The following is a 23,061-nucleotide window of genomic DNA, read 5'->3' as shown; positions in this document are numbered from 1 at the left end:
GGGTGAAGGAGGAAAAATTATTGAAAGCTTTTGCTAACTATCATCCAATTGTGATTTTTTTATATTTTGTTTTTGTGATAGGATTAACGATGTTTTATATGCATCCAATTTATTTAATCATTTCACTCGCAATGTCCATCCTTTTAAGTTTGCAAATCAATCAAAAATCATTTCTCCATTCTTTAAAATGGATGGTTCCTTTGTTTGTCATTGCAGCTTTGATCAATCCTTTAATTAGTCATGATGGTGAAAAAATCATTTTATATATCGATGATAATCCTATTACGATTGAGGCCATTGTCTATGGATTTGCCATGTCAGTTATGATTTGTACCGTTATCTTTTGGTTTGGCTGTTATAATAAGCTAATGACTTCGGATAAATTTCTTTATTTATTTGGTAAAATTTCGCCAGCCTTTGCCTTAATCATTTCGTTAACGCTTCGGCTAGTCCCTCGATTCCAACAACAAATTGGCGCCATCACTCAAGCGCAAAGGGCAGTCGGTATGGATGTGACTTCTGGGAATTTATTGCATCGTATCAAATGTGGCATTCACATTCTATCTATTCTAATTACTTGGGCACTAGAAAACGCCATTGAAACAGCTGACTCCATGAAGGCTAGAGGATATGGTTTACCGAAACGCTCTACATTTTCATTATTTTCTTTTGAAAAAAGAGATGCCCTAACACTGACAATAATGTTCATTCTGATGACAATCAATGTTATTGGAAGCTTTTTAGGATATACGGATTATTATTTTTACCCAACATTTAGTGAGTTAGTGTTGCAGCCCATATCTTTACTATTATATACAACTTATACTTTACTATTGGCATTACCAATTATTATTGAGCTTTGGGAGGCATTCAAATGGCGTTCATTGATATCCAACAACTAACTTTTAGCTATCCACAGATGGAACAGCCTGTTTTACACCATATCGATCTATCAATAGAAGAAGGGGAATTTGTTGTGTTATGTGGAGTATCTGGTTGTGGGAAGAGTACTCTGGTAAAACATTTAAAGCGAGAAATTACTCCACATGGTGATGCTACTGGTAGTGTTCTTTATAATGGAACACTTCTAAACGAACTTTCAGATAAAATTGCTGCTTCAGAAATAGGTTTTGTTATGCAAAGTCCTGAAAATCAAATTGTGACTGATAAAGTTTGGCATGAGCTCGCTTTTGGTTTAGAAAACTTAGGATTTAACACAATGACCATTCGTCGGAGAGTGGCTGAAATGGCCAATTTTTTTGGCATCCAAACATGGTTTCGAAAAAACACGATGGAATTATCAGGCGGTCAAAAACAAATTTTGAATCTTGCTGCGATAATGGCGATGCAACCCAAATTGCTTATTTTAGATGAGCCGACCTCTCAATTGGATCCGATTGCTGCAAGTGAATTTATCGCAACTTTACATAAGCTAAACAAGGAACTTGGCTTGACGATTCTTTTAGTAGAACATCGTTTAGAAGAAGTGTATCCCATAGCGGACAGAGTAGTTATCATGGATAAAGGAGCTATTATTTGCAATGGTACGCCTAAAGAAGTGGCAAAGGCTTTACAACACGTAGATCAGCATCATCCCATGTTAGGGGGCTTACCAACTCCACTTCGAATTCACCATGCATTAAAAAGCCAAACAAATGCACCATTAACCATTCGAGATGGTCGGCAATGGTTAACCAACAACTTTAAGGCACAGGAATGGCAATCGAAAAAAATATATGATAGATCTTTTGAAAAGAAAACGGTTTTAAGTGTTAAAAACGCTTGGTTCCGTTATGAAAAAGATGGTTTAGATGTTTTAAGAGGTTTTTCAATCGACGTGAATCAGGGAGAAGTCATTAGTATTCTTGGTGGCAATGGTACAGGAAAAACAACGGCTTTAGGTGTAATGTCTGGTATTCTGAAGGCCTATCGAGGGAAGATAATGATTGATGGAAAACCGCTAAGAAAAATTTCAAATCATGAGTTATATCATCAATGTTTGGCAGTGCTTCCTCAAAATCCTCAAACGCTTTTTGTCACAAAATCTGTCATATCGGAATTACAATCAACTGTCGAAACACAAAATCTAACAAAAGAAGAAGAAAATCTTCAGATTCAAACAATCGTTCGTAAACTTAATTTAGAATCACTGCTTGAAAGACATCCATATGATTTAAGCGGGGGAGAACAGCAAAAGGTAGCCCTAGCAAAGGTTTTATTATTAAAACCTCGAATTCTTCTACTTGATGAACCGACAAAGGGAATGGATGCAGCTTCTAAAACCGTTTTAGCAACTCTTTTAGAGCAACTAAAAGAAGAAGGGGTAGCGATTGTTATGGTCACGCATGATATTGAATTTTCTGCATCCCATTCAGATCGTTGCGCACTTTTTTTCGACGGATTAATTGTTTCTTCTGATGAGACACGAACTTTTTACAGTGGTAATCATTTTTACACAACTGCTGCTCATCGAATGTCTCGCCATTTATTTTCAAATGCTATTACATGTGAGGATGTGATTGAACAATGCAACCAACAACAAAATCGAATGATCCATTCTTGAAGAAAAAATTTATCATTACATCCATAATCGTGCTCATCTTGACGCCACTTTGTTTATTATTAGGTGTCACTTTGTGGCAAGATCGCCGTTATAATATTCTTTCACTTATTATGGTCATCCTTGCTTGCATCCCTTTTTTTCTGTCTTTTGAGCATAAAAAGCCAAAGCCAAGAGAAATTTTAATCATTGCTGTAATGTCTGCCATTGCGGTGGCTGGCCGTGCAGCATTTGTATGGGCTCCTGCCTTTAAACCTGTAACTGCAATTGTTGCGATAACGGGATTTTCATTTGGACCTGCGGCAGGATTTTTAACAGGAGCCGCTACAGCGATTACATCGAATATTTTTTGTGGTCAAGGACCATGGACACCATTTCAAATGTTTGCATGGGGAATATTAGGTTATATTGCTGGTGTTTTAGGAAAAACAGACTGGATGAAGTACAAAATATGGCTAATCATTTTTGGCCTACTAAGCGGCATACTCTATTCTTTTATCATGGATATTTGGACCGTTATTTCATATGACGGTAGATTTACGTGGAGCCGTTACTTCGCCGCTGCGGGTACAGCGATTCCTTATACCGCTACCTATGCTATCTCTAATATTATCTTCTTACTCCTTCTAGCAAAGCCAATTGGTGAAAAGTTAAAGCGGATAAAAATTAAATATGGTTTACTAGAGGAATAGATTCATAGTAAAAAAAGGCTGTTTTTTATGTGAAGGCATAAATAAGCAGCCTTTTCCTATATTTTAAGGCATAATAGAATAGAAAAGCTGTTTAAATAGCTTTAAAAATCAAAAGTTTTTGCTATTATCGTAGGAATGGAGTACGAAATTGTGACCAATCGGAAATTACATAAACTATCCAAAAAAAGATGGCTTTCTATTCTATGTTTAACAAGCTTTTGCTTGATACTTTATCCAACAAATGTTGATGTAAAACAGCCTACAAATGACATGTTGATTTCTTATAAAAATAATGATGGGAAAGAGTTTATCTTTCAACATGTCACAAAAGTAGAAAAAGTATTATCTAGCGTTGGAATGGTAAGAGCAGAGATCAGCCAAAAACAACTTGCCGAACTGAAAGAAAATAAAAATATAGAATTTATCGATAAAAGTACAAAAAAGATGACATTGGAAGCCACCCCATCTACTGGGACAAACTCATTGCCATCTCTCACTTCGTATTGGAATATGAATATGGTGAAGGCGCCGACCTTTTGGAAAAAAGGGTACATGGGGAATGGAGTCAAAGTGGCAGTCATTGATACAGGCGTCAATAATATCCCCGATTTAAAGAATGTTGTCAAACGTGTATCTTTTGTGAAGGATGACCCTAAAACCAAAACAATTGATGAATCCGATCCTTGGGATAGAGGGCATGATGGCGAAGGGCACGGAACAAGTGTAGCAGCTGTGATAGGAGCACAAATTGGTGGGAAAACATTCAACACTAAAATTTCAGATATCATTGGTGTTGCACCAAAAGTTCAGCTATATTCCTTAAAATATGCTGATGGAACAAAAGACGGAAGTATAGGCGAAGTCATAGAGGCGATTAATTGGTCTATTCAACATAAAATGGATATTATCAATCTTTCATCAAGTATTTATGAAAACAACAGTTCTCTCAAAAAAGCGATCGATAAGGCTGTCAAAGCAGGGATTATTTTTGTAGCTTCGGCAGGGAATGAAGGTAGCTCTACTCCAACCTATCCTGCGAGATATAGTAATGTGATTGCAGTCAGTTCCGTTGGTAAGAATAAAAAATGTAGTGATTTCTCGAATATAGGGACAGCTATCGACTTTGCAGCACCTGGGGATTATATTCCAACGATTAATAGTAAAGGTCAATTTTTCTATGCATCAGGAACCTCTTATGCGGCACCACATGTAGCAGGTTTGATGGCATTATTAAAAGAAAAATATCCATATAGTTCTTCTAGTGAGCTCATTCAAAAGTTAAAGGCTAGCGCTTTAGACTTAGGGGCAAAAGGGAAAGATACGAAATATGGATATGGTTTAGCACAATTGCCGAAGCTTTCAACTATAAAACTGAAAGAACTAGCGAATGTAAAAGTATCAAAAATAAAAGATCATAGTGCAACGATTACGTATACGATTCCAAATGACTCTACTTTTAAAAAAGTTGCACTGATCATAAATGGAAAAGTAAAATATACAACCAAAGCATCATATACTTTGAAAAATCTGTATGCGCAAAAATCTTATAACGTATTATTGAAAGTCATTAACAACAATGGTGACAGTTCAGTGGGAGTCACTCAAACGTTTCAAACAAAAGAGGATATCACCCCTCCAAATGAAATCAGCTCACTGAAACTGTCAAATTTAAAGATTGATTCCGCAACATTAGCTTGGACAAATCCAGTAGATGATGATTTTGATGTAACGGAAGTCTATCTAAATGGAAAACTTATTAACACCGCAAATTTAGATTATTTATCGGTTAAACATCTCCAACCAAATACCGATTATCAAATTTTGTTGAACGCGATAGATAAAACAGGCAACAAGTCGCATGGTATATCCGCAACGATTCATACACCAGCAGCAAAAACGATTCCAACACCTGCTGTCTATTCAGTCACAACTAGTAGTCATTCAATATCCGGAAAAGCAAAGCCGAACACTTTCATAGTTGTTAAGAAAGGATCAAAATCGATTATTGCAAAAGGCAGAACGAATCAAGATGGAAAATTTAAATTAAACATTCCATTTCAAGCTGTCAATACAACATTAACAGTTACTGCTGAAGATTCAGTTGGAAATAGAAGTAAAGCTAGACAAATAACGATTCAACAATCGAAAAAAGCGGCACAACCAATCGTTCAGAAAGTTACTACGAATACGAAATACTTACGTGGAGAAGCAGAACTCGATTCAAAAGTTTTTGTTTATCGTGGCAGTACTTTATTAGCTTCTGGCAAAGTAGATTCTAAAGGTCATTTTTTACTATATATTAAAAATCAAACGCACCATACAACTTTAACAATTTATATAAAAGATCGACTTGGCATCAAAAGCAAGCCGTTGAAAGTGGTTGTACAATAACAATATAAGAAACACCTGCGAATTCGTATGGTGTTTTTTACATTGGAATCAATTTCATAATGCAAAATTCAGATAAAAAACACGAACGTTTTAAATCAACATGAACATTAATATTCAGAAGTTTTTGTTCCACTCCAGACGGCGCTTTCCACGGGCTTGGCTTCAATCTCCTCGTCACTACGTTCCTGCGGGGCTTTCAGCTCAAGCTTTTCCCGTAGGAGTCGCCGTCTTCCGTTCCACAACTATCAAAATTAGTTATTCTTAAATGTTCGTATTTTTTAAGAAGAAAATGATTTATGAAATTGATTCATTTATAGAACGATTGGTATGAAAAAGTTTAATAATGATGATCATTATATTTTTTATGATTTTCCACTATTTAGAAAGTAATTTGATATACTATTGTTAAATAGTCTAAAAGGTGGGGAATCTTTATGAAAAAGAAGAACTTTCAACAGACAGTAGGCTTTAGCGTCAAAGATACGATCGCACTGTATTGGCTTTACGCAACACAGGACTCCGAAAAGTACTCTGTAGAAATTCATCAACATTTTCAGGAGGAATTCCCCGGTCGTAAAGTTGGTTACGAATATGTAGCTCGTGTTGCAAAACAACTAGAAGCAGAGGGCGCTCTTCAAGCTAGACAAATTCACAAGAGGATTCTATATACATGCACTGATCTTGGAAGAAATCGTCTTCGCCGTTACAATGAGCTCTATTATGAACGGTTTCATGAAATTGTCTTAGTGTTAGATCGTTTCTATTATGAGTTAACAAAAAATGGTGAAAAACCACCTAAACCAGAGCATCCGCTACCTGAAGAATTTAGAAGCTATTTTTCAAAGCTTATTTCTGTCAAAGATGCCGTCAGATACTTAGCTTTAAAGCTTGCTCAAACTCGCTCTAGCTTTTATATGGCCGAGGTTGGTCAGCAACTAGAGGATCTATTCGGCTGGTGTCCTTCAAATGGCTATCTCTATCAAATCGCATGGGAGCTTGAAGATGAAGGGTATTTAGTTGGTTCTTGGCCAGATGAAAAAAGGACTGTTCGAAATTTACGTGGAACAGATGAAGGGGTAACTTTTTATCGAACCATTGCGGCTTCTTTAGAGGAACGAATGACAGCCATCCGCCATTATTTACGTTATATGTTGAAATTCTTTACCCAGATCCACGTCAATCAATAAAACATTGAATATTCGTATAGCATTGATTATAATATGGTACAAGGCTAAAATTTTAAATTGAAAACGTTGAGCAGGAGTAGTAAATGAGACCAAATTGGCGCAGAGAGTCGGCGTGTGGTGAAAGTCGAACCAATTTTCTTGTTGAATGGACCTGTGAGTGATTACTTGAACGGTTTAGTAGGGTAATCCGGCACATACCGTTATATGTGAGTGGTAACGAGTCGTTACAAATAAGGTGGTACCGCGGATTTCCCGTCCTTCATGGAATTTTTTCTATGGAGGATTTTTTATTTGAATAACAACTATGGCCATCTTCACCCTTATTGAACTGACTCGGGAGTGTTTTGATTCGCATGTTTTCAAAAGGTTAGAGCTTAGAAGAGCAGAGAGAAGGAGTTAAAACAAATGACAGTTGAGACAAGAATGTACGAAATGAAAACAATCCAAGGCGATATGTTAACACCTATTTCCATTTATCACGCTTTAAACGGATCGAAAAAAATGTTATTCGAATCATCGGCCAAACATGAAGAAAGCGGAAGATATTCGTTTATTGCTGTTAATCCATTAGCAGAATTGACTTCGACCAATAATGCGTACCAATTATTCAATGCTAAACATGAACTCATCCATTCAGGCGTCGATGCATTTGCCAAGTTGAAATCATTATTACCTACTGAAGAGGAAAAATTACCTTTTTCATTTTTTGGTGGGGCGATCGGATATTTTGGTTATGAAACCGCATTTTATCATGAAAAAATAGGCACAATGTTGAAAGATGATTTACAAATGCCTGATATGCATGTATTATTCTATGATACTTTTATCGTGGTAGATCATTTATTGCAAAAAGTGCATATCGTGGCAGTAGATTTATTGCAAATGGGAATCACACATGAACAATTAGTGCAGCGAGTAAACGATATTGAAAAACAGCTCGCGATGCCTGTATTCACCCAAAGCGACCATGATACAGATACGATTCAATTTCATTCAACTATTGAAAAAGAAGATTTTTGTCAAATGGTCATTCAAGGCAAGAAGCATATTGAACAGGGGGATATTTTTCAAGTAGTTTTATCTCAAAGATTTGAAGCTGATTTTACAGGAAATCCGATGAACCTTTATCGAAGACTTCGTACAGCGAATCCTTCACCTTATATGTTTTATATGGATTTCGGCGATTATGTGATCCTTGGAACATCTCCAGAAAGCTTAGTCAAGGTCAAGGGACGTATGGCGACGACGAATCCAATTGCAGGTACTCGCCGAAGAGGGAAAAGCACTGAAGAAGACTTGGCACTGGAAAAAGAGCTACTACAGGATGAAAAAGAACTTGCTGAACATCGTATGTTAGTTGATTTGGGTCGTAATGATATTGGAAAGCTTTCTAAAATTGGCACCGTAAAATTACCAAAATATATGAACATAGAACGTTATAAATATGTGATGCATATTGTTTCTGAAGTAACAGGGGAGTTAAAAGATGACATTCATCCACTCGATGTGTTATCGACAACTTTGCCAGCAGGTACTGTATCTGGAGCTCCTAAAATTCGTGCTATGCAAATTATCAACAGCTTAGAACACCATAAAAGAGGCGTCTATGCTGGGGCTGTCGGATATGTTTCAATCTCTGGAGATATGGATATGGCGCTTGCCATCCGTACAATGGTTGTGACAAAGGGAAAGGCATATGTCCAAGCCGGAGCAGGGATTGTTTATCATTCTGTTCCTGAAAAAGAATATGAAGAAACATTAAACAAGGCAAAAGCATTGTTGGAGGTGCGCGCATGATTTTACTGATCGATAACTATGATTCATTTACTTATAATCTATATCAACAAATTAGTAGTCTTGGAAAAGAAGTTAAAGTTGTTCGAAACGATGCTTTAACTATTGATGCAATTCGACAATTACAGCCAGAAGCGATTGTTATTTCTCCTGGACCCGGAACACCAAAAGAAGCGGGAATCTCGATTGAAGTGATTCAAAAACTTTATAAAGAATTTCCGATACTAGGGATCTGTCTAGGGCACCAATCAATCGGGGAAGCTTTTGGCGCTAAAATTATACAAGCGAAACAGATTAAACATGGCCTGTTTTCAGAGCTAGAATTTGAACCAACAGGATTGTTTCAAAATTGTCCAAAACCACTCACTGTCATGCGTTATCATTCTCTAGTCATCGACCCAAAAACGCTACCTAAAGAATTAAAAGTCACAGCTATCGCCAAAGATGATGGAGAAATCATGGCGATCCAGCATCGAGATTATCCTGTATTTGGTTTGCAATTCCATCCAGAATCTATCGGAACCAAAGAAGGAGATTTGATGATTCAATTGTTTTTAGATAAGTATTGTCAGCAAGTAGGGCAACAAGTTTAAATTGTTTTATGTATGAAGTCGATTAAATAAAATAAGAAGCATCCATCAATCCTTAGAATAGAACAGCATGTAAAGCTTATACTAAGCATGCTGTTTTTATTTTGAAATAGAATTTGAAAAAATCGATTAAATTTAAATGTAATAATATTATTATGTAAACTTAATTTTGAGACAGTATTCAACAGATTTTTAATTCCTTATTAATAACTTAAATTATTTTTCAAAGTGATGCCTTCTGTTGCTTAATAAAATATATATTGTCGCAACTAATTGAAAAAAAGGTACAAATACTAAAAATCTCCCAATTGACCACCAAAATATACTGGCTATTCCGATGTTTAAAATAGTCCCTATTAAAAGAATAGTAAATGACTTTCTTTTTAGTCCATACAATGACCAACCAAAAGTAGCGACAAAAAAGACTAAAATAGTGGGTCCGATTACATCCCAAAAAGTAGAACTGTTCATATGTTTTCTCCTTTTAAATGAGTGAATTTGTATTGAACTGTTACAATTACTTATAATTAAAAAATGGTGTCAGTTGTGTTGACACCATTCTCTATGTTAATAAAATTGTTATTCAAAATCGTGCTAATTGGTTTTTGTTTGAAACAGTATTTAAGATTCTCTACTTCAAAACGGAATGACTTACAATGAATGGCTGCTGCTTTTCGATTAAAAGTATAACTTTCCGACATCTAGACTACCAATTTGATCCCATTTGATCCAAGCAAGAGCGAGTTCTTTCCCAATTTGAATATAAAAAGTTGTTTCTTGATCTGTATAATCCTTTTCGCTGCGATTATAGATCGATAAAATTTCCGCTAGATCTTGATCACCCTTCAAATGAGCTGTATAAATCTCTTTATAACTTACAAGTTCGGGTTCTGAACTTAGCGCGTCCTGATCAAAGTCGGCGATCGCATGTGCCAAATGACGCAAAGTATTTGTGTCATAATAAAGGATAAAGGCACCTTTTAGGGGCAAATCTTTTATTAATATTTCTGGTAATTGTTCATACATTTTTTGTGTTTCTTCATTCAACCCAAAGTGTTCGATTTTTGCAATTTCAATATGTAACGCAGATAAATAGGCAGCTACAGCAATTTTATTTTGCTCCATAAGATAAGCAACTTGGCCAATCCCACGATATAAATGGCTGTTAGATGGTTGTAACTTGATCGCTTCTGTATACTTATTTAACGCTTGATCGTAGTGACCTGTACGCTTTAACTCAACTGCTTGATTCACTAATTCTTCGACATTTGACATAATTTTCAACCTTTCCTGAAACCTGTATTTCTCATTGCTAAGTTTACTATAAAAATGGAGGCAGAGCCATCAAAATAAGAAAGATCATGGAAGGAGATTTTCTGTCGTTTTAATGATTTCGCTTAATCAAAAATGCAAATCCTAAATGACGAAAAAATAGCTAATATGCTTCTTCATCAGTTCATACAAGCAGTTATCCCACTAAACACGTAAAAAGACATGCCAGGCATAAGGATAAAGCTGTGCATGTCCAGATTCAAGCATTGATTTGCTTGTAAAAAATCACGAAATTAATTTTGCAATGATAAAGGCAATACCTGCAGCTAGACCACCGACCAATGTCGTTTGAAAAGCGCTTTTAAACGGCTTCGCTCCTGTAAACTTTCCTTTGACAAATCCAAAAATAAATAGGGCGATCAGTGTCATAATGACGGAAAGAAGTAGGGCAGAGTTAGCATTGGAGATGATCATATATGGGAATAGAGGAATAAGACCTCCGACGATATAGGATCCACCAATTGTAGCGGAGCTTGTTAATGCACGCTTTGGTTCGGGCTTTTCAAGTCCAAGCTCGTATTTCATCATAAAATCTACCCATTTTTCAGGATCTTTACTCATGGCATCAACTGTTTCATGGATCGCCGATTCAGGTAGACTCCATTCACGCAATATGTCAGCTACTTCTTGTCGTTCTCGATCAGGTAATTCGACAATCTCTCTTTTTTCTCGAGCCAATTCGGTTGCGTAGTGTTCTTCGTCCGTACGTGCAGCAAGATAACCACCAAGCCCCATAGCAATTGATCCTGCAGCGATTTCAGCTACTCCTGCTATGACAACAAGACTTGCATTTGAAACGCTACCTGATAAGCCGGCAGCAAGTGCAAAAGGAACCGTCAGTCCATCAGACATACCAATAACAATATCGCGAATTAAATCGGATGCTAAAAAATGTTCTTCAACATGTGCTTTTTTATCTATTTCGGTCTCTGGCATCAAAAAACTCCTTTCATGCGAAACAGCCTTTATTCATATACAAGAGGTAATAACGCCCCTTATTGGTTACCATACATAAAATATAACATATCTCTTTCCTCATTGAGTAACAACCTGGTTTAAGGTTTATGATAAGAATATTGGATGAATCTGATACAAAAATGAAATTTGGAGAAAAACTTACGAACAGGGCTATTGTGAAACAGTAGTTTTCCTGGATTTTTATCTAACAGATAATTAAAAAAGGAATTACTGACGCTTTTATTGAATATTTCTTGTAGAAATGTATTATTTTTATCTAGCACCTCATGAGTATCGTAAAATTTTTTTCATTTTAAAAGATATGAATGTAAAGCGTAATGAAACATTAGGGGAATACTATATACGTACATACAAAAACTTGATTCCAAATGATGTTGAAATTATGGAGTATAATGAGTCAAATGGCAAAGTAAGAATTTTACATTTACCATAGAAATAAATTTTTTAACGTTTAATCCACGTAACTCCAATAAAAAATAATCTGCGAAAGCACATAAGGCGGGAATAAAATGTTATCCAGAAAAATAATAGCTGCTTCAATTTCAGGTACTTTGTTTGTTATTTTATTAGGATTTGTTAGTCCGGATCCATTTGAAGAAGAAACAGTTGTAGCTCAAAATTATCTTTATTCTGCTTTGTCGATCATGTATGGCTGTTTATTATTTAGTTTTCCTGTCATCTTGGGCTATGGCATACTAAGTTCAATTTTCAGTGATATAGTAGCAAAATTCCTATCAAAAAAGCTGGGAAAAGAAAACGTAGAAATGATCATTTCTGGCATATTACATATTGTTTTCGGGCTTGTTATTTTACCTTATAGTTTAGCTGCTTCTATCTTATTTTTTGTGACGGATAGAATACTAAAAAAGCAACAAGAAAACTTTCATTGGTCAAAAGCCATCAAAAGTTTTCTTCTACCATTTGCTTTAGCTATTGTTTCTATGGGGACTGCTTGGATAGTCGAGTTTATAAGCAATTTCGAGGATTATTTAGTGTAGGACTTGATCAATGTTAGAATTTAAACCTAAAACAATCACAACTATCAAAGCCGATTTACTTTTTTGTAGTAAATCGGCTTTGATGTAAAAGATGAATAGGTACTTTAGTTGGCATTTTAGAAGATTGAAGTTTTTTATATGTATTTTGGCATTAAGTGTTAGGATATGTTCATTCAATAATATTTTTATTGTTGCTGCTGATCATTGTTAAGAATAAAGATGAATCATTAAAACAGCTGAAACAATGAAAACATCTCGTACTTTAATGTTGACATCCAATTTGATAAGCAATTTCAATTTTCTCACCCCCATATCCAATTAGTCATATTTTGCCCAATCAAAAATTTTTTATACTCACAATGGGGTGGATTTGTAATTCTATGTTACGTTAGAATGGAAAGCTAATAAAATATTCAACGCAAGCAATATTATAATCACAAAAATGCATTGACTCCTACCTTAGGGGGTAGCTTATTATGTTTTTGAGGTGATGGCTATGTTAATAAATGAAGTATGCAAAAAATGTTCACTTACCAAAAAAGCGATAGAATATTACGAAAAATCGGGACTTGTCCATCCGAAAATCAGTAAAAACGGATATAGAAATTACGATCCTGATGATATATCTATATTAAAAGAAATCTCTGTCCTCAGGAATCTAGGATTAAGTATTTCTAATATAAAAAATGTTTTTGCAAGCAGTAATAAATCCTTAACATTATCAAAATATAAGTATTTAATAGATCTAAATAAGAAAAAGTTAACAGAACAACAAAAATGTTTGGAACTTTTGATGGAAGACTATGATATCGATCGAGGATTGGAATACATTCATTCTAATCTCGACTCTTCTTTTACCATTCGAGAAAAATTAGTACAATCTTTTCCAGGTATGTATGGTATTTATTTGTCTATCCACTTTGGACCATTTTTAAATGAAAAAATAGATACTAAGGAAAAGGAAGAAGCCTATACAAAAATAGTCCATTTCCTTGACCAACTAAAAATTTCTAAAGAATTGGAAGAGTATTTGGAAAGCGTCATTCCTTTAATGAAACAAGAAAACCTAGAAAAAATAAATACTACTTTCCTTGATTCGATCGATGATATAGACAGTTACATTGCCCATAACAAAAAGGGGATAGAAGAGTACATTACATTCCGCAGCTCTAAAGAATATAAATCAACCCCTTCATATAAATTGCAACAATTGCTATTAGAGTTCCAGAAAAGTAGCGGCTATCAGGAAATTTTTATCACAAATTTGAAAATCTTGAGCCATTCTTATCGCGAATATTCAAACAAACTACAGGAAGCAAATAAATGGTTTACTGAAAAGTACCCACAAACGAAAGATTTTTTTCAAAGAGATTAAAAAATAGATGGCTTACACTTTGGATGGCTGTTTTAAGTGATACAGGAGCCGCATTGATCGTCATCTTAAATGCAATAAGATTGCTAAAATTTAAAGAATAGAAATGAATAAAAAATAAGATGTTTTAACTTGAAGAACATCTTATTTTTTAATAATTACAATTAAAAAAGATGAAATTTATGTATAATAAATTATCTGTACAATGATATTTTAATTACGTATTTGCATCATTAAAAAAAGTAAAGAAAAAGACAATAACTCAAAATAGTAAAGACTAATTAAACCCACTTATATTATGTAAAATTTTTAGTTTACATAATATAAATTCTAGGAAGTTGTATTTCATTTATAAAGTATACTTATAATAGTGAGATATTTGAGATTTTTTTAATCTAATATAAAAAAATAAAAAAACTTCAGTTATAATCGTTACTGAAGTTTTTTATAGCCGTCGTATTTAATTTTTTGTACGACTGAATTTAATTTTAAATTTCCTTGTTTTAATTAGCTGTATAAATTGTGTGTAATATTTCTTGCCTATTTTTGGACATTGCTTTAACCAAACATTTCCGTTGAATATGCGCGTTTTGATGACCTTATGCCAATTTGCACAAAACATTTTAAAACGCGTTAATCGATATTTGTACTCTTTTCGTAATTCTGGGATTGAGTCCAAATTAGATTCTATAGACCGAATGGCTATATCAAATTGATTTTCAGCCATTTTCGCCTTTATCTCGATCAATATTAAAGGTATTAAGCATGTAGATAAAATAAGCATGAAAAAAACAAAAAACAATGCTTATCCCCCTTCCTATTCTCTATTTCTACTACACACTATTCCCTTATTTATATGTTTTAAAAACTGTGGCAACACAAAATTTCGTAAATAATGAAAAAACCATCCATTTTATTTGGATGGCAATGATTTCTATGTTCAACTATCTAATCTAGATCACTTGTCATGTTCATATTAGGTTTCATCCATAAGCTTGCAAAGTCTACATAACCAAAACTTTTTATGGAGATATTTTGAAGATCTGAAGTGAATGGAATATTTCTTTTAGAATAATAAAGCGGGATTAGTATCGATTTTTCGATTAACAATTTTTCAATTTTATGATTAAGTTCTTTCCAATGTTCAATTGGCGTGCATTTATATTTCATCGACAGCTCTTTAATTGCTGGATCTACGGAAAAAATTTGAGAAATGGAATAATCCAAACCCTTTATTAAACAAAAAAATGAATATTGAGGATTTACCTCATAAACCTCCCCGAAAATAAGGAGATCTGCTTTTATTTCTTGTAGATTTCCATAAAGTACCTCATCAAAAGTTTTATGTTGAATAACAATTTGAATCCCTGCTGCTTCTAATTTTTCCTTTAACCAATAGGACATATCCTTTGTATAATTGACTACTTGCATGATTAAAGGTCTAGATAGCTTCGGAACATCTTTTATTGGAGGGATATGGAATGCTTCCCTATTTCCTAATTGAAACCCCTCCGCATTGGGATAGAAATTTTCCTTAAAATTATCTTTCTCCATTATTTCATGACGAGAATTGGCAATGATCTGATGAATATAATGGCGAATATTGGGGTTTTTTAGTGGCGACTCATGGCAAAAATTCATCACAACGATGCCAAACCCTGAATCACTTTTTACCTGAAATGTCGCATCTTCTTTTTCAGTTTGAGAAGTATGATAGACCACCTTAAAATCTTGAGGAACTCGGATAAATTCAATTTTATCCAGTAACGGACGTTCTTTATAATAATAATCAAATGCTTTCAAAATAGTTCTTGTTTCCGTATCTTCTACAAGATAAAACGAGCCAGTACCAATAATCTTACCATCATATTCCTTATAAATACTTGCATAAGTATTACTCAATAATGGGAGCATATAACTTGCTAACGATTCATTCAATTCAAAATCTACCACATATGGTGCTGGCGTTGAAATTCGATGAATGGGCTCCCAAATAACCACATGTTGAGGATGATGCCTGAGTTTATCCAAACATGTGACAACATCCGATGCCGTCAATAACGATCCATCATGGAAACGGACGCCCTTTCTTAAATAACAGCGAAATCGTTTATCAAGACATTCCCAACTATGAGCAACCCCAGAAGAAAAACGCCCCTCCTCATCAACATTGACCAGTCGATCATATAAACTAGATACCAAATTAGCACTATAGCAATCAACTGCTTCTAATGGATGAAATGTGACAAAACGAAAACGTATCGGGATGATAAGTCGATCGTTTTCATCTCGAATGAATCCCATTTTGGTTTGGAAAAGAGAGGTTAAACGTTCCTTGCTGGAGATAGACCAGTCATATGTTAATAATTTTGCGGTCTCTTCTATAGAATTTTCTTGAAATGATTGTATGGCTTTCTTTAAAAATAATTCTTCAATAGGTTTTAACCATTCTATATAGGAATTCTTTCCCCTACCCTTTCCTGGTATATAACGTAGCCATCCTTCTTCTTGCCATTTTTGCAATAAACGAGATGTTTGCTTAACGGATAATGAAAGAACATCTGACATTTGTTGCTGCTTACATTCTCCCGTCTTTATCTTCTGATATAACCTTAAAAGTAATGGATTCATCTTCTTTTCCTTTCAAAACAGGACATCCTATTATAAATTGTCTGTTTTTAACATTATAAGTCTAGTTTAACATTATTGAAAAGAAAGAGGTGACCAACATGAATATTTTACAACTCCCGCAAAATATCAAGTTACGCTTATTTACATCATTTTTTAATCGGATCGCTTCAAATTCAGTGATGCCATTTATGGCTTTATTCTTTACACAGGAGAAAAGCAAAGTATATGCAGGCACCATATTGCTTATTGCAGTTGGTGTAAATTTTATTGCTGGAATAGTTGGTGGTTATTTAGCAGATCGTTTTAAACGAAGGAAAATTCTTTATTGGACTTCTACTATTACACCTACATTGCTCTTATTGTTAACACTTTGTCTTTTTCCTGAAAAAAGACCTATATATTGGTTTACCCTATTCTATTTGCTATTTATCTTTTCGAATAACATCGGTCGGCCTGCTTTAGAAGCTATTATCTTAGATTCAACGAATACAGAAAATCGAAAAACGGTTTATACGATTGAATATTGGTTTACCAACTTATCTATTAGTCTCGGAGCTATATTAGGAGGGCTACTCTACCTGAACCATCAAATACTACTGTTTATCATGTTGACAGTTATTTCTTACATGATTGCGATTGCTTATTTCATATGGTTAAAGGATGAACGAGTACCTGTTAGAAAAAGCAGCCATCATAATATGTTGATCGACCTGGTCCAAAGTTATCGAACAGCACTAAACGATAGACGATTTGTCCAATTGGTTATTGGCTTCATGTGTGTATTTACAGCGGAATTATCACTTAGCAACTATATTAGCGTACGTTTAAAAGAAACATTTGAAACGATATCGATATTGAATATTCAAATTGAGGGAGTACGTATGTATAGTATTTTAAACTTTGAAAATACACTGTTAGTGGTTTGTTTTACATTTTTAGTGTCAAAATGGACAAGCCATTTATCGAATAAGCGCTCTCTATTAATAGGCCTCATCATTTATTGCATAGGATATAGTTTATTGACTTCAGCCAATCATTTTTCTTTGTTAATACTCTTTTCTGCCATTGCAACACTGGGTGAATTGATGTATTCGCCTGTCTTTCAAACAGAACAGGCGAATTGTATACCTGAAAACCAACGGGGCTCCTATCTAGCATTTTCTAGTCTTAGTTTTAGTGGCGCGTCCATGTTAAGTAGTTCTGCCTTGATTTTAAGTATATATTTTTCACCTTGGCAAATGTCCCTTTGGATCGCTTGCATTATTATCATTGGTATACTTTTTATCTATTTTGGTTTATATCACTCCAAAAAAAGAGAGCAAATCGCATAGAATGCTCTCTTTTTTCGATGATTGGTTTTGTGGGCATGTTTGAAATAGAAATACTGCCAATATGGTGAATTGCAATAATCTCATCTTGCAGTAGATCACACGGGTATTTCAGCTATAATATTGGTCACTTTGAATCATAAGAAACTACTTTTACCTCATGCGCAAGATTCACCACATCTATCTGTTCTACTGAATCAATCGATATTGGTTCACTGGTCGTCCAACACCACCATATTGAATATCGATTTTCACTTTGTTTTGCTTTTCAAGATAATCTAAATACCTACGTGCAGTCACTCGTGCAAGACCTACACCATTAGCTACTTCTTCCGCAGAAACTGATTGCTCCTGAGTACCGATAAAAGAAACAATTTTTTCGAGTGTAGAAGCATTCAAGCCTTTAGGTAGCTTTATATCAGGTTGATGCGGCTTTAGTTGATGATGAAGGAGTGCATCAAGCTCCTTTTGAGTCATCTCGCTTTTTTCCTCCATTTTGTTTTTATATTGACGATAATTTTGTAATGTATGCTTCATACGTTCAAAGGAAAATGGTTTCATAATATAATCAAAAACCCCTAATTGGAGCATTTTCTGAATGGTCTTCATATCATTAGCTGCTGTAACAGCAATGACATCCACTTTAAGCCCTTTTTCACGTATTTTTTTCAACGTCTCAATACCATCTTGCTCAGGCATAAAAATATCCATAAAAACAAGATCCGGTTTTAGTTGTTTTATTTGCTGAATGCCTTCCATACCATTTTTGGCAGTACCTATTAAAGAATAGCCTGGAACCTGCTCGATAAACTGGCGATTTACTTGTCGGACCATTGGATCGTCTTCTATTAATAGAACCTGTATCGGTTGCATTATTTCATCCCCTTTTATACGTAAAATGTAACAAAAATGCTTGTTCCTTCACCAGGTGTACTCGTGACATCGATTGTTCCGTCTAATTTTTTGACGATATCCTGAATGAGATAAAGACCGATTCCATGATTTTCATTTTTTTTCGTTGTATAGCCATTATCAAAAATACGTTTAATCACTTCTTCTGACATCCCAACACCATTATCTTCCACTAAGATCGATAAAATCTCATCATCCTGATCGATACTAATCATCACTTTTTTATCATCCTTTTTTGCTAATTGCAAGGCATCAAAAGCATTTTCGATCAAGTTTCCGATGATCACAACAAAATCGTTAAAATCTAATTGTTCTGGCAAGTATGTCAATTGACTGTTCATATCAATTTCCACATCAATTCCAAGCTCTTTCCCATGATTGATCTTACTCAATAACAATCCAGAAATATTTTGATTTTTAATACGGTCATTTAGAAAATTGGCGATATCATCTTGTTTTTCTTTTACCTCTTTTATATAACTAAGCGCCTGTTCATAATGACCAAGCTGTAAAAGCCCGGCAATTGTATGGATTTTATTCTTATGCTCATGATTTTGAATTCGTAACGCTTGTACAAATTCTTTGACACCTGTCAGCTCTTCAGCCAATTTTTTCACTTCTGTACGATCTTGGAATATGGCCATTGCGCCCACCATCTTACCATCGACTTCAATAGGTACACGATTGCTCATAATATTATGTTGGTTAATGAATAATTCCTTATTATAAATCGGGCGGTTATAATCAAGGATTTCGGGCAAGCGGGTATCGGGCAAAATATGATATATTTTCTTCCCCACTAGGCTTTCTTCTTCAACACCTAAAATTTGCTTTGCCTTTGTATTGAAAATGGTCACCGTGAAATCATTATCGATGGCTATGATTCCTTCATGCATCGCATTAAATGTTTCTGTCCGCTCTGTATACATTTCCGCTATTTCATGAGGCTCTAGATCAAACATTTGCTTCTTCATGTTCCGACCAAGCAACCATGCGCCCCATGCTCCAAACAATAAGGATAACAATGTTGCAATTAAAATTTCTTTACGGATGCCATATAAAATTTCAACGATAGTAGGCAAGGTATATCCTACAATGACTACACCGATCTGTTGGTGATTCGCATCCATAATAGGAACAAATGCACGTATTGTTGTACCTGCTTCTCCTTTTGCCTTGGATAGATAATAATGTTCTGCAAAAGCGGCATTTTCATCACTAGTTTTCGATTTTTTGCCGATCAATTCTTTGACAGGATGCGATAAACGAATATGTTCCATATTTAAAACCACAATATATTCTGCTTTGTTGATAATACGGATTCCTTCGATTACTTCATTAATTGTTTTTGCTTGATCTGTTATTTTTTTATCTGCTGTCAATTCATGTTGAACTTCAGGAAGCTTAGCAACTGTTCTTGCGATCAGCATGGCTTGGTTTCCAAGTTCTTTTTCTTTTGTAGATAAAATATTCCCAATCACAAAAATCCCAGCTACTAAAAATGAAAACATGATGATGAAGAAGGTGAGCGACATGATTTTACCATTCATAGACAGATGTTGCTTCTGTTTCACCGTTCTTCCCCCAATCTGCTAGTATAAGAATATTGTATCATTAGGAATTATGTTAGAATAGAAAGAAAATATCAAAATGTTGGTGATTGCATGAAAGTATATATCACAACCGCCATTTTAACAATTGTGCTGCTCCTTGGTGCTATATGCTATAGGCAGCAGGTTTGGCCAAATGCCATGCTACCGGTGGATGAGGAACAACAAGGATTAAATAAACAAATCGTTATTAACTTTAGCCATGTCGTTGCGGAAGATACACCCAAAGGGCAAGCTGCTATAAAATTTGCGGAGATTTTAGAACAAAAATCAAATGGACGCATCCATGTCGTGATCTATCCAAATGGCATGCTCTATAATGATAACAATGAGTTAAAAGCATTACAAAACAATGATGTTCAAATGATCGCCCCAACCTTTTCTAAAATGACAAAAACAATTCCTACATGGGAAATATTAGATTTACCTTATCTATTTCACACTGATGAAGAAGTAAAAGATGTCTTAAATGGGCGCATTGGTGAACAATTACTCAATCAGTTAAATCGTGTCAATATTAAAGGATTGGCTTTTTGGAATAACGGCTTCAAACAGATGAGTTCTGAGAAAAAGCCATTGTTGAAATGGGAAGATTTTAAAAACTTAAAGGTCCGTACGATGCCAAGCCATGTATTACAATCACAGTTTGAGCTACTAGGTGCAAGTTCGATTAATACTTCTTTTGACGAATTATATACAGAAGTCGAGAAGCATAAGATTGATGCTCAGGAAAACACCTTGTCTAACATTTATTCGAAAGGATTTTATAAAGTCCAAAATCATATTACTTTGACGAATCATGGTTTATTAGGCTATGCCGTTTTAATGAATGAGGATTTCTGGAATAGTCTTCCTCAAGATCTTCAAGATGATGTTGTGGAAGCTATGCAAGAAGCAACTGAATGGAATTTTCAAATAGCCAAGAAATTGAATCAGCAAGATTTAGAGAAACTAAAAAAAGATCCCAATATCGATCTCAATACATTATCTGTTGCAGAACAGAAAAAATGGGAGAAAAAATTCAAACCACTTTATTCTTCCTATGAAAAGAACATAAACTCAACCTTTTTGGAAGAAATTCGTTCTGAGATTCATCATTAAAATCGTTCTGTATTAGTACAAAAAGAGCTTAATTCATGAGAACTCAAAAAATTTTTGAAAACAGCCATTTCTTCACAAATTTTTCTTATTCATTGCTATGACTGGTTTTGTCGAATAATGTAGAACTAATATACATGATAAGACCAAAATGACCAAAAAGAGTTTTATCACCATAATAATCGTTTTTATGATAATCGTAGTATGATAATTCATGTAAGCGATAACAAAACAGAAAACTCTACTCACAAAGAAGGCATGGCTATGAGAATTAATTTTAAAAACTTAACTGTTCAAGTAATTTGCGCAATTATCTTAGGGATTATTGTAGGCGCTTTATTCCCTAGTTTTGGTGCTCAGCTGAAGATATTAGCTGATATCTTTATCAAACTCATCAAAATGTTAATTGCCCCAATCATATTCTTAACTGTTGTCACAGGTATTGGAGGAATGGGCAATTTAAAGAAAGTTGGTACTATTGGCGGCAAAGCACTTATTTATTTTGAAGTCGTTTCATCCATTGCATTAGCAATCGGTTTGATCGTTGTTCATATCATCCAACCCGGCAAAGGCTTAGATACATCATCTGTAGATGCAGGAGCTGTTACTCAGTTCACGAAACAAGCTGCTGAATCCAATCATGGTTTTGTAGCATTTATTACAAACATTATTCCAGATAACTTTTTCGGTTCTCTTGCAAACGGTGAATTATTACCCGTATTATTCTGTGCGATTTTATTTGGGGTAGCTGCTGCATCCATTGGTGAACCAGTCAAACCAGTTATCAAACTTTGCGATCAAGTTTCAGAAATCTTCTTTAAAATCATCAATATGATTATGAAGATTTCGCCAATCGGTGCATTCGGTGCTATGGCATTTACAATCGGTAACTTTGGTTTATCATCATTGTGGTCATTAGGTAAGCTGATGCTTGGCGTTTATACAACAATGGCACTATTTGTAATTGTTGTTCTTGGACTAATCGCAAAATTCTTTGGTTTCAATATTTTTAAATTCATTGCTTATATTAAGGATGAACTATTCCTTGTTTTAGGTACATCTTCTTCAGAATCAGCATTACCATTGATTATGCAAAAGCTTGAAAAGTTCGGATGTTCAAAACAAGTAGTTGGTTTAGTAGTCCCAACTGGATATTCTTTCAACTTAGATGGTACATCTATTTATTTATCAATGGCTGCCATGTTTATCGCACAAGCTTATAATGTGGATCTATCATTATGGCAACAAATTTACTTATTAGGTATTTTAATGATTACCTCTAAGGGTGCTGCAGGGGTAACCGGTTCAGGCTTCATCACTTTAGCAGCAACATTGGCTGCATTCCCGATGATTCCTGTAGAAGGTATCGCACTACTAATTGGTGTCGACCGTTTCATGTCTGAGTCTCGTGCTATTACAAATATCATTGGTAACTCAGTTGCTACAGTTGTTATTGCAAAAACAGAAAAAGAATTCAATTCTGAACAACATCACCAATTAGAAGAAGAAATCAAATTAAAACATGCACACACTCATTAATAGCAGACCGTCATAAAAGGAATTCGATCTCCTTGACAATGACTTTCGA

At 34.7% G+C, this 23,061-nt stretch carries 19 protein-coding genes and 1 other annotated feature; of the genes, 12 read left to right on the top strand and 7 right to left on the bottom strand.

Features of this window, described 5'->3' with window-relative positions:
* Nucleotides 1-20 precede the first annotated feature (20 nt).
* The 7 genes from FEU33_RS06995 to FEU33_RS06965 all read left to right on the top strand — a co-directional run bounded on the left by FEU33_RS06995 (nucleotide 21) and on the right by FEU33_RS06965 (nucleotide 9,217).
* Nucleotides 21-902: an energy-coupling factor transporter transmembrane component T gene (locus FEU33_RS06995; RefSeq protein ID WP_244950986.1), complete on the top strand. Its 882-nt coding sequence runs from the start codon at nucleotides 21-23 to the stop codon at nucleotides 900-902.
* Complete coding sequence (locus FEU33_RS06990) at nucleotides 875-2,563, top strand: ABC transporter ATP-binding protein (protein WP_146548689.1); 1,689 nt, start codon at nucleotides 875-877, stop codon at nucleotides 2,561-2,563. The genes FEU33_RS06995 and FEU33_RS06990 overlap by 28 nt, the downstream gene beginning before the upstream one ends.
* Nucleotides 2,527-3,252 (top strand): ECF transporter S component, encoded by a 726-nt coding sequence (locus tag FEU33_RS06985; protein ID WP_244950985.1) that lies wholly within the window; start codon nucleotides 2,527-2,529, stop codon nucleotides 3,250-3,252. The genes FEU33_RS06990 and FEU33_RS06985 overlap by 37 nt, the downstream gene beginning before the upstream one ends.
* A gap of 150 nt (nucleotides 3,253-3,402) precedes the next feature.
* Nucleotides 3,403-5,643 carry a S8 family serine peptidase gene (locus FEU33_RS06980; RefSeq protein ID WP_186731340.1) on the top strand — a complete coding sequence of 747 codons (2,241 nt, stop codon included), beginning with the start codon at nucleotides 3,403-3,405 and terminating at the stop codon, nucleotides 5,641-5,643.
* A 434-nt stretch (nucleotides 5,644-6,077) separates the two neighbouring features.
* Nucleotides 6,078-6,830 carry a helix-turn-helix transcriptional regulator gene (locus FEU33_RS06975; protein ID WP_146548687.1) on the top strand — a complete coding sequence of 251 codons (753 nt, stop codon included), beginning with the start codon at nucleotides 6,078-6,080 and terminating at the stop codon, nucleotides 6,828-6,830.
* A 57-nt stretch (nucleotides 6,831-6,887) separates the two neighbouring features.
* Nucleotides 6,888-7,093, top strand: a binding site (T-box leader).
* A gap of 142 nt (nucleotides 7,094-7,235) precedes the next feature.
* A complete protein-coding gene (trpE, locus tag FEU33_RS06970; RefSeq protein ID WP_146548686.1) occupies nucleotides 7,236-8,627 on the top strand; it encodes an anthranilate synthase component I in 1,392 nt (463 codons plus the stop codon).
* Nucleotides 8,624-9,217, top strand: a complete 594-nt coding sequence (locus FEU33_RS06965) for an anthranilate synthase component II (protein WP_146548685.1) — start codon at nucleotides 8,624-8,626, stop codon at nucleotides 9,215-9,217. The genes trpE and FEU33_RS06965 overlap by 4 nt, the downstream gene beginning before the upstream one ends.
* A gap of 213 nt (nucleotides 9,218-9,430) precedes the next feature.
* On the opposite strand, the gene FEU33_RS06960 is transcribed toward FEU33_RS06965, so the two are convergent.
* The 3 genes from FEU33_RS06960 to FEU33_RS06950 form a co-directional block, all read right to left on the bottom strand.
* Nucleotides 9,431-9,685 (bottom strand): hypothetical protein, encoded by a 255-nt coding sequence (locus FEU33_RS06960; protein WP_146548684.1) that lies wholly within the window; start codon nucleotides 9,683-9,685, stop codon nucleotides 9,431-9,433.
* A 207-nt stretch (nucleotides 9,686-9,892) separates the two neighbouring features.
* Nucleotides 9,893-10,489 (bottom strand): tetratricopeptide repeat protein, encoded by a 597-nt coding sequence (locus FEU33_RS06955; RefSeq protein ID WP_146548683.1) that lies wholly within the window; start codon nucleotides 10,487-10,489, stop codon nucleotides 9,893-9,895.
* 282 nt (nucleotides 10,490-10,771) lie between these two features.
* Complete coding sequence (locus FEU33_RS06950; RefSeq protein ID WP_146548682.1) at nucleotides 10,772-11,482, bottom strand: VIT1/CCC1 transporter family protein; 711 nt, start codon at nucleotides 11,480-11,482, stop codon at nucleotides 10,772-10,774.
* 551 nt (nucleotides 11,483-12,033) lie between these two features.
* Between FEU33_RS06950 and FEU33_RS06945 the strand changes: the two genes are divergently transcribed.
* Nucleotides 12,034-12,522 (top strand): hypothetical protein, encoded by a 489-nt coding sequence (locus FEU33_RS06945; RefSeq protein WP_146548681.1) that lies wholly within the window; start codon nucleotides 12,034-12,036, stop codon nucleotides 12,520-12,522.
* Nucleotides 12,523-13,018: 496 nt separating this feature from the next.
* The gene (locus tag FEU33_RS06940) at nucleotides 13,019-13,897 is read left to right on the top strand and encodes a MerR family transcriptional regulator (protein ID WP_146548680.1); all 879 of its coding nucleotides are present in this window, start codon (nucleotides 13,019-13,021) and stop codon (nucleotides 13,895-13,897) included.
* Nucleotides 13,898-14,354: 457 nt separating this feature from the next.
* On the opposite strand, the gene FEU33_RS06935 is transcribed toward FEU33_RS06940, so the two are convergent.
* On the bottom strand, nucleotides 14,355-14,696 hold the full coding sequence (locus FEU33_RS06935; RefSeq protein ID WP_146548679.1) for a hypothetical protein: 342 nt from the start codon (nucleotides 14,694-14,696) through the stop codon (nucleotides 14,355-14,357).
* Between the two features lie 146 nt (nucleotides 14,697-14,842).
* Nucleotides 14,843-16,525, bottom strand: coding sequence for an ABC transporter substrate-binding protein (locus FEU33_RS06930; protein ID WP_146548678.1), 1,683 nt, complete (start codon nucleotides 16,523-16,525; stop codon nucleotides 14,843-14,845).
* Between the two features lie 98 nt (nucleotides 16,526-16,623).
* Here FEU33_RS06930 and FEU33_RS06925 point away from each other — a divergent pair, with 98 nt between their 5' ends.
* Nucleotides 16,624-17,856, top strand: coding sequence for an MDR family MFS transporter (locus tag FEU33_RS06925; RefSeq protein ID WP_146548677.1), 1,233 nt, complete (start codon nucleotides 16,624-16,626; stop codon nucleotides 17,854-17,856).
* Between the two features lie 186 nt (nucleotides 17,857-18,042).
* Here the strand turns inward: FEU33_RS06925 and FEU33_RS06920 are convergent, their stop codons facing one another.
* Nucleotides 18,043-18,726 carry a response regulator gene (locus tag FEU33_RS06920; protein WP_146548676.1) on the bottom strand — a complete coding sequence of 228 codons (684 nt, stop codon included), beginning with the start codon at nucleotides 18,724-18,726 and terminating at the stop codon, nucleotides 18,043-18,045.
* A 14-nt stretch (nucleotides 18,727-18,740) separates the two neighbouring features.
* A complete protein-coding gene (locus tag FEU33_RS06915; protein WP_244951038.1) occupies nucleotides 18,741-20,315 on the bottom strand; it encodes an ATP-binding protein in 1,575 nt (524 codons plus the stop codon).
* Nucleotides 20,316-20,429: 114 nt separating this feature from the next.
* On the opposite strand from FEU33_RS06915, the gene FEU33_RS06910 reads away from it, so the two are divergent.
* Together FEU33_RS06910 and FEU33_RS06905 are read left to right on the top strand one after the other, a co-directional pair.
* Nucleotides 20,430-21,476, top strand: coding sequence for a DctP family TRAP transporter solute-binding subunit (locus FEU33_RS06910; protein ID WP_146548675.1), 1,047 nt, complete (start codon nucleotides 20,430-20,432; stop codon nucleotides 21,474-21,476).
* 261 nt (nucleotides 21,477-21,737) lie between these two features.
* Nucleotides 21,738-23,012, top strand: a complete 1,275-nt coding sequence (locus FEU33_RS06905) for a dicarboxylate/amino acid:cation symporter (RefSeq protein ID WP_146548674.1) — start codon at nucleotides 21,738-21,740, stop codon at nucleotides 23,010-23,012.
* The last annotated feature ends 49 nt before the right edge of the window (nucleotides 23,013-23,061 follow it).

This window comes from Rummeliibacillus suwonensis (genome assembly GCF_007896435.1).
Lineage (GTDB): Bacteria > Bacillota > Bacilli > Bacillales_A > Planococcaceae > Rummeliibacillus > Rummeliibacillus suwonensis.
Note: the sequence above shows the minus strand (reverse complement) of the source record. Positions and strands in the feature narration are given on the sequence as shown.